15 protein-coding genes are annotated in these 13,234 nt (G+C 36.5%); 9 read left to right on the top strand and 6 right to left on the bottom strand.

Annotated elements, in window-relative coordinates; genetic code table 11:
- Nucleotides 1-43 precede the first annotated feature (43 nt).
- The 5 genes from AACT42_RS13610 to AACT42_RS13590 all read left to right on the top strand — a co-directional run bounded on the left by AACT42_RS13610 (nt 44) and on the right by AACT42_RS13590 (nt 4,638).
- Complete coding sequence (locus tag AACT42_RS13610; RefSeq protein ID WP_094132749.1) at nt 44-1,165, top strand: radical SAM protein; 1,122 nt, start codon at nt 44-46, stop codon at nt 1,163-1,165.
- Nucleotides 1,155-2,012, top strand: a complete 858-nt coding sequence (locus tag AACT42_RS13605) for a hypothetical protein (protein WP_094132747.1) — start codon at nt 1,155-1,157, stop codon at nt 2,010-2,012. Before AACT42_RS13610 ends, AACT42_RS13605 begins: the two co-directional genes overlap by 11 nt.
- A gap of 7 nt (nt 2,013-2,019) precedes the next feature.
- A complete protein-coding gene (locus AACT42_RS13600) occupies nt 2,020-3,126 on the top strand; it encodes a radical SAM protein (RefSeq protein WP_094132745.1) in 1,107 nt (368 codons plus the stop codon).
- Entirely contained in the window at nt 3,104-3,358 is a 255-nt protein-coding gene (locus AACT42_RS13595) for a hypothetical protein (protein WP_094132743.1), read from the top strand. The genes AACT42_RS13600 and AACT42_RS13595 overlap by 23 nt, the downstream gene beginning before the upstream one ends.
- A gap of 65 nt (nt 3,359-3,423) precedes the next feature.
- Complete coding sequence (locus tag AACT42_RS13590; protein WP_217899627.1) at nt 3,424-4,638, top strand: radical SAM protein; 1,215 nt, start codon at nt 3,424-3,426, stop codon at nt 4,636-4,638.
- Here AACT42_RS13590 and AACT42_RS13585 read toward each other — a convergent pair.
- Nucleotides 4,635-4,979 carry a hypothetical protein gene (locus AACT42_RS13585; RefSeq protein ID WP_085762313.1) on the bottom strand — a complete coding sequence of 115 codons (345 nt, stop codon included), beginning with the start codon at nt 4,977-4,979 and terminating at the stop codon, nt 4,635-4,637. The two genes, AACT42_RS13590 and AACT42_RS13585, sit on opposite strands and share 4 nt — an antisense overlap.
- 71 nt (nt 4,980-5,050) lie before the next feature.
- Here AACT42_RS13585 and sbcB point away from each other — a divergent pair, with 71 nt between their 5' ends.
- Together sbcB and AACT42_RS13575 are read left to right on the top strand one after the other, a co-directional pair.
- Nucleotides 5,051-6,706, top strand: a complete 1,656-nt coding sequence (gene sbcB / locus AACT42_RS13580) for an exodeoxyribonuclease I (protein WP_094132742.1) — start codon at nt 5,051-5,053, stop codon at nt 6,704-6,706.
- Nucleotides 6,707-6,792: 86 nt separating this feature from the next.
- Nucleotides 6,793-7,011 (top strand): hypothetical protein, encoded by a 219-nt coding sequence (locus tag AACT42_RS13575; RefSeq protein ID WP_094132740.1) that lies wholly within the window; start codon nt 6,793-6,795, stop codon nt 7,009-7,011.
- A gap of 31 nt (nt 7,012-7,042) precedes the next feature.
- Here AACT42_RS13575 and AACT42_RS13570 read toward each other — a convergent pair whose 3' ends face one another.
- The 5 genes from AACT42_RS13570 to AACT42_RS13550 are packed head-to-tail and all read right to left on the bottom strand — an operon-like array spanning nt 7,043 to nt 12,124.
- Entirely contained in the window at nt 7,043-9,664 is a 2,622-nt protein-coding gene (locus AACT42_RS13570) for a DotA/TraY family protein (protein ID WP_094132738.1), read from the bottom strand.
- Nucleotides 9,665-9,687: 23 nt separating this feature from the next.
- Nucleotides 9,688-10,140 carry a hypothetical protein gene (locus tag AACT42_RS13565; protein WP_094132736.1) on the bottom strand — a complete coding sequence of 151 codons (453 nt, stop codon included), beginning with the start codon at nt 10,138-10,140 and terminating at the stop codon, nt 9,688-9,690.
- Nucleotides 10,141-10,150: 10 nt separating this feature from the next.
- Entirely contained in the window at nt 10,151-10,783 is a 633-nt protein-coding gene (locus tag AACT42_RS13560) for a hypothetical protein (protein ID WP_094132734.1), read from the bottom strand.
- Nucleotides 10,784-10,827: 44 nt separating this feature from the next.
- The gene (locus AACT42_RS13555) at nt 10,828-11,901 is read right to left on the bottom strand and encodes a hypothetical protein (RefSeq protein WP_094182870.1); all 1,074 of its coding nucleotides are present in this window, start codon (nt 11,899-11,901) and stop codon (nt 10,828-10,830) included.
- 13 nt (nt 11,902-11,914) lie between these two features.
- Nucleotides 11,915-12,124, bottom strand: a complete 210-nt coding sequence (locus AACT42_RS13550; RefSeq protein ID WP_045592669.1) for a hypothetical protein — start codon at nt 12,122-12,124, stop codon at nt 11,915-11,917.
- A 137-nt stretch (nt 12,125-12,261) separates the two neighbouring features.
- Here AACT42_RS13550 and AACT42_RS13545 point away from each other — a divergent pair, with 137 nt between their 5' ends.
- Nucleotides 12,262-12,744 carry a type IVB secretion system protein IcmW gene (locus AACT42_RS13545; protein WP_038129310.1) on the top strand — a complete coding sequence of 161 codons (483 nt, stop codon included), beginning with the start codon at nt 12,262-12,264 and terminating at the stop codon, nt 12,742-12,744.
- Entirely contained in the window at nt 12,741-13,232 is a 492-nt protein-coding gene (locus AACT42_RS13540; RefSeq protein WP_094131815.1) for a hypothetical protein, read from the top strand. The genes AACT42_RS13545 and AACT42_RS13540 overlap by 4 nt, the downstream gene beginning before the upstream one ends.
- Nucleotides 13,233-13,234 lie beyond the last annotated feature (2 nt).

Below are 13,234 nucleotides of genomic sequence, written 5' to 3'. Positions count from 1 at the left end.
AAAAGTAATAAAAGGCAGCTTACGAGCTGCCTTTGGAGTTTATATGAATAACCAGTCATTTGTTTTGCATTTTCGAATCACAAAGAATTGCAATGCTAATTGCTCATATTGCTCGTCTGCAATGCAAACAAAGCTTAATAGCATGACACCTAATGAGGCTAAGATCTCTGCTGAAAACACACTGAAATATTGGGGCGATCTAGGGATAAAACCTAAATACTTGACCATTGAATATGTTGGTGGAGAAGTAACAATGCTACCAATTGAAGATTTAAAAGCCCTTGTGTTGAATGTGAGGGAGGTATTTGTAAGCAAAGGAATAAATGTAACTGATGGTGTTCAGAGTAATCTTCTAACATCTAAGAGAAAACTTGATGAAGTTTACAAGCTATTTGATGGAAGAATTGGCACATCAATAGATAACTTCACAAAGCAGCGAAAACTAGGAACTTCATCCACTAGATACAGGAAAATGCTAACGTCTAGTCTACAACATGTAAAATCGTTTGATAATAAAACACTCCCAGCCGTTCTAACAATCGACGGTGTAAATAAAGGATTCATTATAGATGAGTATCATTTAGCTGAAAAAGAATCCAGAAACATTGTTGTAAGACCTGTTTTTCAGGGTGGTTCTGACATTGTGTTGGTTTCCGAATCTGAGCTTGAAAAGATTTACTTAGACTTGTTTGAGGCATGGTTTATGAAAGGCAATATCTTATTAGAGCCTTTCAATACTCTGTTAAAAAAACGCCTAGAGCATTTTGGTCTTAAAGGAACGGTTGGAAATTTTTGCTCCTGGCAATCTGATTGTGTAGATAACAGTCTGAGTATAGAACCTAATGGTGATATCTATGTATGCCAAGAGCTTGCGGATCATGATTTTGGTAAGCTAGGTAACATCATAGATTATTCTATTGACAGACAAGAGCAGAGAAAACTTTTAAGACGTAAACTAAAAATAGCAAAAGAATGCGGTGGCTGTCCTTACTTTAAAGAATGTCAGGGGGGCTGTATGATGCACGCTATAGAGAAAAGATTAAGCGTGTATGATAAGACTCCATACTGCACCACTTGGAAGTCTTTGTTTGCACTTATGGATAAATTAATAAGTCAGTACAAACTGCAAGAAATTGAAAGCTGGATTTTAAACAATGAACAATAAAGTATTCTTCCCAAACTATGATATAGCTAATATTTATGCTGGAATAAAAATTTGCGACTTTAATCTATCCAGAAACAATAATAGGAAAAGGGGTACTACAGGATTAAGTGGACTGTACTCGAAAATCTCCTTATACGCTGACGTTTATTCTGCATTGTTGCTTGATAGATACGCCACTATAGATTTCGATTACATTATTGTGGGGCAAGACCACCTAGTTAACGCTATAGTCGCTTCAGAACTCGCCTCTAAAGGTATGCGAGTTATGATTCACGCAACCCCTGAGGAAAACCTACCAAAAGAAATTAGAAAAATTGACAGATATAGATTCCAAATCGATAACGAAAAGTTTAGTAGAGTCTTATCCAAAAAGATTTTTGATGAACAACTAACTTCAATTGATAAAATAATTGAACGTTGCTTTTCGATTAAGTCATTTTCACATGGCGCTCAGGATAACTTACCTGTGATAAACACCAACTATGACCAATACTTCACATTCTGTGAAGAGGAAAACAAGTTTCACCTCTTTACTAGTGGGAACAGGCCAGATAAGGAGAATGACAAGAACCTTTGGGCTTTGAAAAAGAATCTTCCGTCACTTAAATTATTAAAAGGCAGGGAGAAAAAGGGGTTTTTAGCTAGAAAGCTATATTTTGATTCTATCATTCGCTGTGATAAGATTATCGAAACATCAAGATCACAAGCTAAGTTGACTTACGTTGATGGAAATCAAAATATTGTAAAAGTGGCATCTTCAAAAAAGAAAACTGACGAATATAAAAGATACACTATTGCAGACCGTATGCTTGAGATTTTGGATACATTGGAAATAATAAATAAATAGGATAGTTATGTTTAACTCAACCTTCTTATGTCAGATAAATGTAACTAGGGACTGCAACCTAAGGTGTGAGCACTGTTACATAAGTACAGACAAAAAAGTTTCGTCAAAATACATGACGAAAGATCAGTTTTATCAAGTAATAGAGCAGCTTTGCGATTTTCTTGTTTCAAACCCAAGCTACCTAAATGCTGAAGTGCATGTAATTGGGGGCGAACCAAGTATGCTTGGTGAAAAGTTTTTCAAAGAAGTATTGCCATACGCCAACGAAAAGTTTTCTCAAATACCAACCAACGTTAAGCTTTCTATTGTAACAAATCTGCTTACATCAAGAGCTGTAAAAGTAGCTAAGCTTTTTGATCATATATCTACTTCGTATGAAGTAAATACACGCTTCATAAAGGTGAATCATGAACACGCTCCTGAACTTGAAAATCAGTGGATTGATAACTGCAAGAAAATGATCGCTGATGGTCATAAGTTGAATGTTACAATGGCTATCACAAAACAAGCTGTAGATCTTGGTGCTAAAAATGTGCTTGAGTATCTTTACCAAATCGGATTTAGAGGAATCCACACAGGTTTCTTTATCCCATCTGGTGACGGAATGAAGCATATTACAAGTGTGTTTCCTGCATTTGAGGAAACAAGCCAGTTTTTGATTGATGCTACAGAGTGGTATCTCGAAAAACGTAAGCTTTGTGACGAAATTGCAGTCAATCCTGTTGAGTCCCTAATTAACTCAATTAAATTCAATCGCGCAAATGACGACATAATATGCCCAATCATACCTGGAAGTATCGATATTGACTGGAATGGTGAAACAGTAACATGCATTGAAGCTGGTGGTGAGTTAGGTTTCGATTCTATGGGTAATATATTCGATTCAAACATTTCAACAATCATGAAGTCTAAGAAATATCGTCAAGAGAGACGTAAGGCTATGAAGGTTAAAACATCATGCGTGGGCTGTGATGAGATGGAGCAGTGTCAGATGGCTTGCGGTATTTTACATGACTTTTGGAATGGTGAGGGGGAATGCCCTGGATTTAAACGTTTTATTAAAAACACCAGAAGATTAGTAGAAGTAGAAAATGTCCAACCAAGATACGAGTAAGATCAAGAGGTGGTCTCAAGAAGAGATAGACCAAGCTCTGAAGAAAACTATGGGTGGCTCATCATTTTTTTCGATATTTAGAATTCTATACAAAATGTTAGCCCCATCAATTGCAAGATTGTTAAACCCAAAGATCATTCTTTCTGGAGTCAACCAAGCTCAAAACAACACGGTTAAAGAAAAAACCGAAACGGCGATCTCTAGACCATACGACTATGATGGACAAAAGTAAGTCAATTGGATTTTGCGGCATATTAATGTAATATGCCGCTTAATAATTAATAAAAGGAATAAAAAGTGAGTAATGTAAATTTCACGACTAAAAAAGTAGTCATTCCGTTACCAAAGAGAGATTACGATTGCTATAAGATGCCTGATGGATTTGACGTGAACACTCAGAACAACATAGAAAGCGGGTACTTCGTCTTTACTATGATGCCATCACTAAGATGCGAACTAAATTGTCCACATTGTTACTTATCTACAGACGAACGAAGAAATAGCCCTGTAATGAGCCTTGAACAACTCCAAGAAGTAATGGATAAAGTTTATGATTACTACGCGGATAAAACTGATGTGCCAGTTAAGTTCCTCTCATTCTACTGGTATGGTGGTGAACCAACTCAGATGGGCATAGATTACATGATTGCTGCCTTTAAGATGATTGAAGAGCGATTTACCGAAAAAGATGGCTACCACATCAGACATACTCTTTTAACGTCTCTAATAGCCGTACAGGAATATTGGTTTGAGTTTTTTGAAAAGTGGTGCGGTGGATACTTCCAGACATCATTTGATGGCTTGATGCGCGGTAAACGATACATGAGAGACTGGGAGCGAAAGGTTAAACTTGCAAGATCTCGTGGAATTAGCGTTGGAACGATTACAGTAGTAAACAACAAGATTTTAGAAGATACCCCGAAGAGTGTCCTAGACTACCTTGTTGAACTTGGAATTAGTGAGGCTTCATTCCTACCTATGATGCGAAATGAACAAAACGAAGCACATCACTATGGGAAGTATGCACCTTCAATGGATCAGTATTCAGCGTTTATGATTGAGTTTATGGAGTATTGGTACGAACTCAAAGAGAAGGGTGTTAGTGTTCCTGCTATTGGGCAATCACAATACATAATGAGTAGAGCAAACACCGACAAAAACGGAAACATAGCTGGTCAGACGATGTTTCTTATGCCAAATGGTGACTTTACACTTCCAGATTACAGAGATGGCTATACCGAGTATATGCAGCCTTTTGGAAATATCTTTGAGTCCGACTTCGAAACAGTTCTAGCCTCTAAAGATAGAAGAAAGTATCTACGCAGACAGTACTTTGCAAACAAAAATACTGAGTGCATCGAGTGCGATAAACGACACCAATGCATCATGGAGTTTTGGAAAGAAAACAAAGAAAATGATGATTGCTTTGGCGCTAAAAAGTACGTGGACTGGTTAGTAGATAGAGAGAGCAGAATACCTGTTGTCTCTCTATCCAATGGAGTGATGTGCTAAACAATACTCAACTCTAAAAGACACAGGTTAATATCATCTCGTATGTGACGAATGTAATTAACCTGTTTTTTATCACCTTCAGATTTTTGCCTTTCAGCAATTCTTGCTTTGTTCAGCTTAGCGCGTCCTTCAACAAACTCTGGATTTATTTCAGAGATGGGTAAACCCATCTCAATTCTACAAAGTTCTTTTGCTATTGAGTAAATGGCTTCACTGGAAAGATCAGATGCAAGACGCTTTTTGGCTTCAAGAAGTGTTTCGCCTGATGATAGCGATTTTAAGATGTTATCTATGTCTGAATCAGAAAGTTGATATTTCTGAGTTAATCGTTTTATTGTCATTATACATACCTTTGTTTTTATGTTATTATTAATTCAATTCAATAACCAATTTTATTTAAAAGAGAAATAAAATGCCAATAAAACTTGATCCTGTTTTTTATGAAAGTTTCTTTGTTTACGATTATGAGACCGCTGGACTAGATAAAAATCATAGCCAACCTGTTCAAGGAGCTTGGATTTACACTGATTCTCAGTTGAATATCATCCAGGGTTCAGATCAAAACGTATATTGTAAAATGAGATTGGATGTAGTTCCCTCAATTGATGCATTCATGATTACTAAAATCGATCCTAAGACGCTAGAAGAAAAAGGCGTTTCGGAATACGAGTTTGCAAAAATTGTTCAACATGCGATGCAGCAGAAACCAAACACATGCATTTCTGGTTACAACACAATGGCATTTGATGATGAAGTTACACGAAATCTAATGTTTAGAAATAATCGCAGAATGTATGACCACGAGTGGAAGAATAACAACGGAAGAGTTGACTTCTATAATCTATTAAAAATGACATATGCTTATTTTCCAAACCTTATTAACTTCCCTCACAATGAGGAAGGAAAGATTAGTTTAAAGCTAGAAGATCTATGTAGAGCTAATGATTTATTACACGAATCAGCCCATGACGCATTAAGCGATGTAATTGCAACGGTGCAGCTAGCTAAGCTTATTAGAGATAAAAAACCTAGATTGTTTGATTATTTCTTGAAGCTGTCTAGCAAGAATAATGTAAAGAATTTATTAACCGAAAGACAACCTATTTTTTACACAGAAAGGGTGATTGATGAAGCTAACTACTTTACAACATTAATTTATCCTTTAGTTATGGATCCAAAAAATAACAACGCGTTTATATGTGTTGACCTAACTCAAGACCCTACCACTTTAATTAATTCAAGCGCAGAAAAAATCCAAAAGCTGGTTTTCACTAAACGCGCAGAATTGCCTGAGGATGCCCCTAGACTTGGATTGCACTCTATTAAAACAAACAAGCAACCGATTCTAAAAGAAGTTGATGATCAGTCTTCTAGCTTACTATATAAGAGATTTAACATTGATCATGAACAATGTGATAGAAACCTTGCTTTGATTAATGAAGCCATAAAAAATGACCCGTACTTCCTAACAAAGTTACAAGTAGCATTTGAAAGCAATTTGCCTGATAAAAGTGATGTATATGGTACTTTGTATTCAGGAGGCTTCCTTTCTAACAACGATATGGCAATAAGAGACTCAATGCATCACATTGTTGACTTTAGTAGTAATGCTACAAGGCTCGAAAAAACAGATGTCTATGACCAAGCATTGAAAGCAAATGATAAAAAGCGTATTGCTGATTTATTACTTCGCTCTAAATGGAATACTCACATGGATAACCTTCTATCGAGCGGGGAATACTCAAAGGTAGAGTTTAGAAACTATCTTTCCTATGTATCGAAAATGGTTAGCTTTAAGCTTCCTGATGCTGATAATGAAACAATATCCTCATTCAAAACCAGGCTGAAAGAACTACCATTTGAAAGGGCGCTTACAAATGAGGAAAAATACATCTTAAAAGGTTTGGAGCAGCATGTAGCTAAAATGGAGGCTAGTCTTTCAGAGCTGAGAGAGATCGACAAGCAAAACGAGTCAGAATATAAAGTTGAAATTTCAGGTGATTCTAGCTTCAAAAAATTTACGATTCAAACTAGAGAGTTGGAAAAGAATCAGAATTTGAGCATATAGCTTTGTAAACCGCTAATTAATAAAAGAGAGATTATTGACAATCTCTCTTTTTTATGTAATATAAAAAATAGAATATTGGAGGAAGTATGCTTATTTTGATGATTGCTGTAATTATGGCTATAGCTGCGATTTGGGCTGGTGTCGGCGCATTCTACGGGATGATTGCTAACTATCTCCACAGCCTCTCTCCTGAGTCTGTAGGGGTTATTAAATACATACCTTACTTAGAGTATGGGACGATGACTTTAATTATTGGCATCCTAATTTTTCAAACATACCAGATTGCAAAAATTAAAGACGAATAAAAACCCTCGCTGTGCGAGGGTTTTATGTTTATCAGCCTTTTTTATCATCCCCATTATCTGGGGCGTCATTATCTTTATTAGACTGCCTTCTGGCATTCATTTTCAGTGTTCTCATAATACCGTCAGCTTTATGTTTGATATCGCTAACGCTACCTTTTAATGATTCACCTACTTTATCTTCACCAAAGCCTCTATTCCCAGCACCACCTGCAAACCACTCTAAAATGTGGTTAGGTAATGTGTACATAATTGAAACTATGGTTTGTGTTATTGTTAAGGCTGTTGCAGTGTATAGCGCAATTAGAGCAAACAAGTCAAGTGGACTACCGTATAAGTACATTTTTGCTGCTGACCAGAAGAATGTATTAAAGATAGTGAATCCAAGTGAAGCAATTGTAATTGCACCGATGAGACCAATAATCATGAGAGATGGCTTTAGAATTACAACAATTAACAATTGCATTGCTCTCTCAAGCCTTTGACCCAATATACCTTGACCTTCAGGCAGTAACATTTGGACAACTGCCAATGGCGCTGCTGTTGACGCTTCAATTACTGTAACCAAATAGCCTATCATCATATTTGTCCAAGCTATTACTGGAAGGAATGGGATCATGTACGCCAAAACAAAACCACAAGCTAAATATGAAAGAACAATTACAAACACAAGATTAGCCACAGAACCAACAATTGAAGCTCCAAATCTTAATCCTGCTTTAAACAAACCAGTACCATCTAAACTAGCAGCCCAACCCTCACCAATTCCTGGCATTGCAGCACTAGTTGCTTTAGCTAACACACCAATGCCATATCCAACCATTGCGTATGAATTCATTGTATGACCAATAGAGGACAATGTAAGAAATGGGTTAGAGAAACCAGCAGGATTAAACATATTTCCCTCTACGGTTTCACCAGGTTCTTGCTCATCGAACAAAATTGGACCACTAGCGAAATTATTTAAAATCCACTGCGCTGTTGATGTTGCGTAATTTGAAGCTACGTCTTCATCAATTTCACAATCGTCATAATTTGGGCATTTACCTAAGAATGAATCAACATTTACAGAATTACTTTTAGCTGCTTTAGGGTCAATTCCTTCTACATATCCATTTGAAGCCTTATATAAATGAGTTAGCAGACCAATTGCAGCATCATAGTTGGCAGACGATTGCTTACATACTGTAGAAGCTTTTATGTTACTTGTAACGTTCTGACATAAATTTGCCACTGGTGGAGGCGATATCTTATTATCGATGTCCAGGGAACCTACTTTTTGTTGCGTAGATCCAACCTCAATGAACCACAAGCCAGCAGCAGCCCAGCCACCCTTAGTGATACGATCAACTTGTTTTTTCTCATTACCTGTTAATTCTCTAAATAAGTAGCTTGGAATGTTATGAGTAACAGCTTCTTGGAATTGACTTCCTGCAATAGCAAAACGTTCCGCATTCGCCTCGATTTGACGCAATATTTGCTCATTAGCTCCCTCAATATTTGGAGACTTAACTTGCTGATATGCTCGTTCAGGGTTTCCTTTATCAAGGTCGCCAATATCTATTGCAATCGAAAATGCAGCATCAATAGCTTTAGGCAACGTGTCTTTTTGGAACATTCCAAATGCAGTTTCAAAATTTTTGATTTCCTCAAGATCCGAGCTAGTTAAAGATTGATTTTCATTGATTATGGCATCACTTTTATCAATAACTGAAATTGAACCACAACCATACTGGAAGTTAACTTTATTAACCTGAATATCAGATTTCAAAATTTGATTTAAACCACCGATATTTGCAATTCTGTATGAATAAGTTTCAGCATCTGTTTTAATCACATCGGCAAAAACTTGTTCTTGTTTGATTTCGTACACCTTTTTAGTTTTGCCATCCACAGTTTTTATCTGCTTAGTTCTACCTGTGTAGTAATCAACAGTAGCAATTTGAGCCTTGTTTGCATCAGATCCTGCTCGTTTATAGCCTGGAATAACGCGTTCTGCTTTTACGTTGTGATCAACACAGGTTAGACTTTGAGCAATATTCAGCAGCGGTTTATTCCCTGGAGATACAGGTGAGTACCCGTAAATTCCATCAGTCGTTAACTTCTCGGCTGTATTGTTCCAAAGGAATGTAGCTGAGTTGGAGCCAAAGATAACAAGCCATATAATACCTACTTGCGACATAGACATTACACCGCCACCAATACCAGGCACAGGCATTACAAGTCCGATACCAAGAACAGATCGAATAGGCATCCAAACAGGAGACCAGTTTCTATTAAGAACCTCACCACTATGAGTAGAGTTTAAGGCACCACCACCAAGGACGTAGACCATAACTACTGTACCAAAGGTAATCGCTAATAAATTAGTAAAACCTACAGCAGAAGCCAAGATTGAGATGTCACCACTATCATTTGTCCAAGGCTCAAATATAAAGCTACCAAAAATTATTCTTAACCAAACATGAAAATAGTCAACGTTAGAATCTGTAGGATCCAGTGACACTGGCATATTTAAAATGTTATTAAAAGCGCTGTTAACAGAATTTTCCCCATAAGAAACATCACTTGCATAGGCGCTTGCACTACCTAAGGCAAGGAAAAATATGAAGAACATTAGAACAACATTTTTAATTGGTATTTTATTAATGTTCATTTTGTTATTTTTCCATTTTATTGTTACTTAAATAATAACTTAATTGGAGCAAATTCTAAAGGTTTTCGTTTGATTACATTGAAATATTGAACGTATGATGTGGTTAAAACCTTGTGACGTTGAGACCAATTCCTTGCAACAATTCTAGCTCTCCATAATTGATATGAATTCGACCAGTAAAGTAGCGATAGACCTGCTACAAATCCAAGGCAAATTATGGTTGACAAAATTGAACTAAAAATCAGGGCTTGCCATAAGCAGAATAGAAATAACGCTATTACGCCGATATTGGTTAATCTCAGTGCTTTGTATCTATTGAAAAACTCTTCTTTAGATATAGAGCTAGAAACAGCAGGGGAAATTTTACCTTCCGCTTTTGCTGTTTCCTTAATGTCTTTAATATATTTTATTGTTACATTGTTTTTTAATTCTTTTGTTGCATCTGATGCAATCATTCCGAATAGTTTTTTTATCATTTATATATACCTAATTAAAACATAAAAATGGCATATTTAGCGTATTGCCTACAAAACAAGCAAAATCAAGGATATTCATTGCAATCATACCCGCGCCAATATGAATAGCTGACTTTTTAAGTGGACTTGAGTCCTGTCCTTGTTGCTTTGGTGCTCCCATGTCTTTCAGTATGTAAATACCTTTCAGAAATGAGTAAACGCCAAACAAGAAAATTATACCTATGAGCATTTCAATGGTTTGTGCGGGTAAGTATTCACCTAACCAGCTATTACTTAAATCGCCAACCTTTCCAAGCATGTCACTTTCATTAATTGATAAAACATCCATGCTGTAGCTAGGCGTACTATTCGATACTGTTCCTGAGAAAATGTGGTATGCAGCACTTGATGATAACAACAGCATACCTGTGAACATCTTACTTACAGCATGTGAAATAGGGTGCTGGTTTTTATTCTCCGCATTTCTTTTAACGTCATACAATCCCGCACCAATAAGGGCTAAGCCAAGAAGTATAAAGGCACTTACTATCAAGGAATTGATAGGGAATACTTGCTTGTCTATGAAGTCATTATTGTCGTATCCATTTGCAAATGCTTGTAATGGTAGAGTTGCCGTAACAACGCCCCAAAAAAACCTTTTCATATTCTTTTCCTAAATTTTATTGTTATTTGTTATTTATTTTTAATTTATTTAGTTAAGTTTGAACTGTTTTCAACATCTAGCATTAAAGAAGATGCTTGCAGAGCTTCCATTCTTAACTGCTGTTTGTACTTTATAATATCCAAATGTATTTGGAACGCTTGCATTACAGCCATTCTTCTTTGCAACTCGGTTGGCATTACTGCATCTTTTTGATCGGCTGTTGCTCCAGCTACTTCAACAACCCATTCAGGATTTCCCCATCTTTCATCAGAGAAATCTTGTAAAAGAGATAGTTCCGATGGCGCTTTAAGCTCACTGCTTTCACCAGCAGAACCTCTAACAGAAGCAATATGTTGAAGTGAAGAGACAGCGAGTGACCTTATTGCAAGTTTTCTCATTTCTTTAACCATCATTTCGTCTTTTTCATACGAACCATCTGGTAAAGTTTGGGACATTTTGTGCTCTGGCAAGGGACCTGTTATTAAATCTATGATTGTATCAGCAGCGACTTGCTCACCAGGCTCATACGCATCTTGAGTTTCAGTACCAAGCAAGATCCCGCCACGTAAACAAAGGCTTGTTGAAAGCTTGTCTGTTCCATCAATATTATCTGCATACTGTAGATTTCGACATAGCTCTAGTAGTTCTTTAGTTTTTTCAACTTTCTTTTCAATCACCTTTACCTGACTATCTGTAAAGTTGTTATTTTCGTGCGAATCCTTATCCAGTTTTGAAACTGTTGTATCAGTAGTAACACAGTCAACAGCATTTGATACCTTTTGGATTGCACAAGTGCGAGGCGCTTGCTTATCTGGCTCTGACATCTCTTTAACCATAAGGTTATGAAGTGATTCTTGGAGTTTTAATTCTTTCTGTAATGAGAATTGTGCAAGAAACGAATCCATTGACATAATGGCTTGCTGGAAATAGGAATCAGCAGCCATCATAGCTGTCATAAGTTGAGATTCTGATACCCATTGAGATGCTGATTGTATGTTGCCAACGATTTCTTCTGTTAGGTTTGCAAAGTCAACGTTAGGAATGGCGTAAGATGGAGCGCTAACTGTCAAACTTGAACCGAGAACTACAGCCAATACGGTTTTCTTTAATTTATTCATTTTATTCAAACCTTTATATTTTATTGCCAAGAACAAATCCGCTATTACTTAAGTCGCGGCTAACTTGTGTCCTATGAGTAAAACCATATTTACCGAAATCTCTTTCTATAAATTTGGTGCTTAGCTGTTTCATTTCCCTAACCTTTTTACTTTCTTTAAATAGGGTTCCGCAACTAATTAGCTCGTCTTTACTTACATATGGGGCAAAATTTTCGAATTTCATATTGTTTTCAATTCCTTAAAAAGAGGTTATTATTCATTATTAAATAGAAAGGAACTTTACACTTTTATTTAGGTTAATTTAATAATAATATATTATCAAAGTCAACTTTGAAATACTAACAGATTAAGAGATATAAAATGAAAAATAACTCGCAAGATATATTCTCGCCTGGTTTTCAAGATTTGTTTTGGGGAACGTTAGAGCCTGATTTTAGAGGCTTCATGAACGATCTGGAAAATAAAGAGGTTTGGACTCATAAATATGAGGAATTTCCAGACATGTTCAAACAACTTGCAGATCTTTTACCTCATTGTGATGAAGTTCGAGCTATGAAAGCGGACAATAAAACAATAAGGGATTTCATTGCAGTGTTATCAGCAATGCCTGCACGACAATCTTTATCAGCCCTTTCATGGTTAGATTCTCAATCATCCTCAGAAACTCGTATAGGATGGGGGGCTAAAATCTTCCTAGAGTGTGCTGACATTTATAAAAATAAACAAGAAGATCCTCTGAAGCTTGAAGCAAAAGCAGTATATAAAAGAGTCCAATCAATTTCTCAAACTAGATTACTTGTAGATCTTTTTGTGAACGAAGCAATATTCGGAGAAAAGAAATGAATAAGATAAAACTAACATTTTTAAGTTTAGCTATTGGCAGCGCCTACATGCTACCTGTCAACGTGAGTGCTGCTGATGCCGTACCTAAAAGACCAAGTGTTTGCAAAACAGAATCCAAGGCAAAAATCAAAAAGTATATTGAGAAGCAAGAGCAGTCTTGTGAAACTGAGTATGGAATTGATACAAAAAACAAAGCAGAAGATAGTGACTACTGGTCAAATAGTGATGATGCTAACTGCGATTTAGGATTGAAATTCCCAAGCTTGCCAGGGTTTGACTTAGATATCAGCGCTCTGAATGCATGTGAGATTGCGCAGGCAGTAACCGAGAATGTAGTTGGGGAAGTTAACAAAACCACTCAGGACGCTGTTGAGAACATTACAGAGAACGTAACTGGTGATAAGGACGGTTTAGATCTTGATGTTGACCCTAATGATACCGTTGTAAATGAGATGGAACAACGCAATGTAGGTGGAATGCGTAACTGATA

Source organism: Vibrio sp. V15_P4S5T153, from assembly GCF_963874485.1.
In the GTDB taxonomy this organism is placed as follows: Bacteria; Pseudomonadota; Gammaproteobacteria; order Enterobacterales; family Vibrionaceae; genus Vibrio; species Vibrio anguillarum.
The sequence above is the reverse complement of the archived record's forward strand: the minus strand, read 5'-3'. Positions and strand labels throughout refer to the sequence as shown.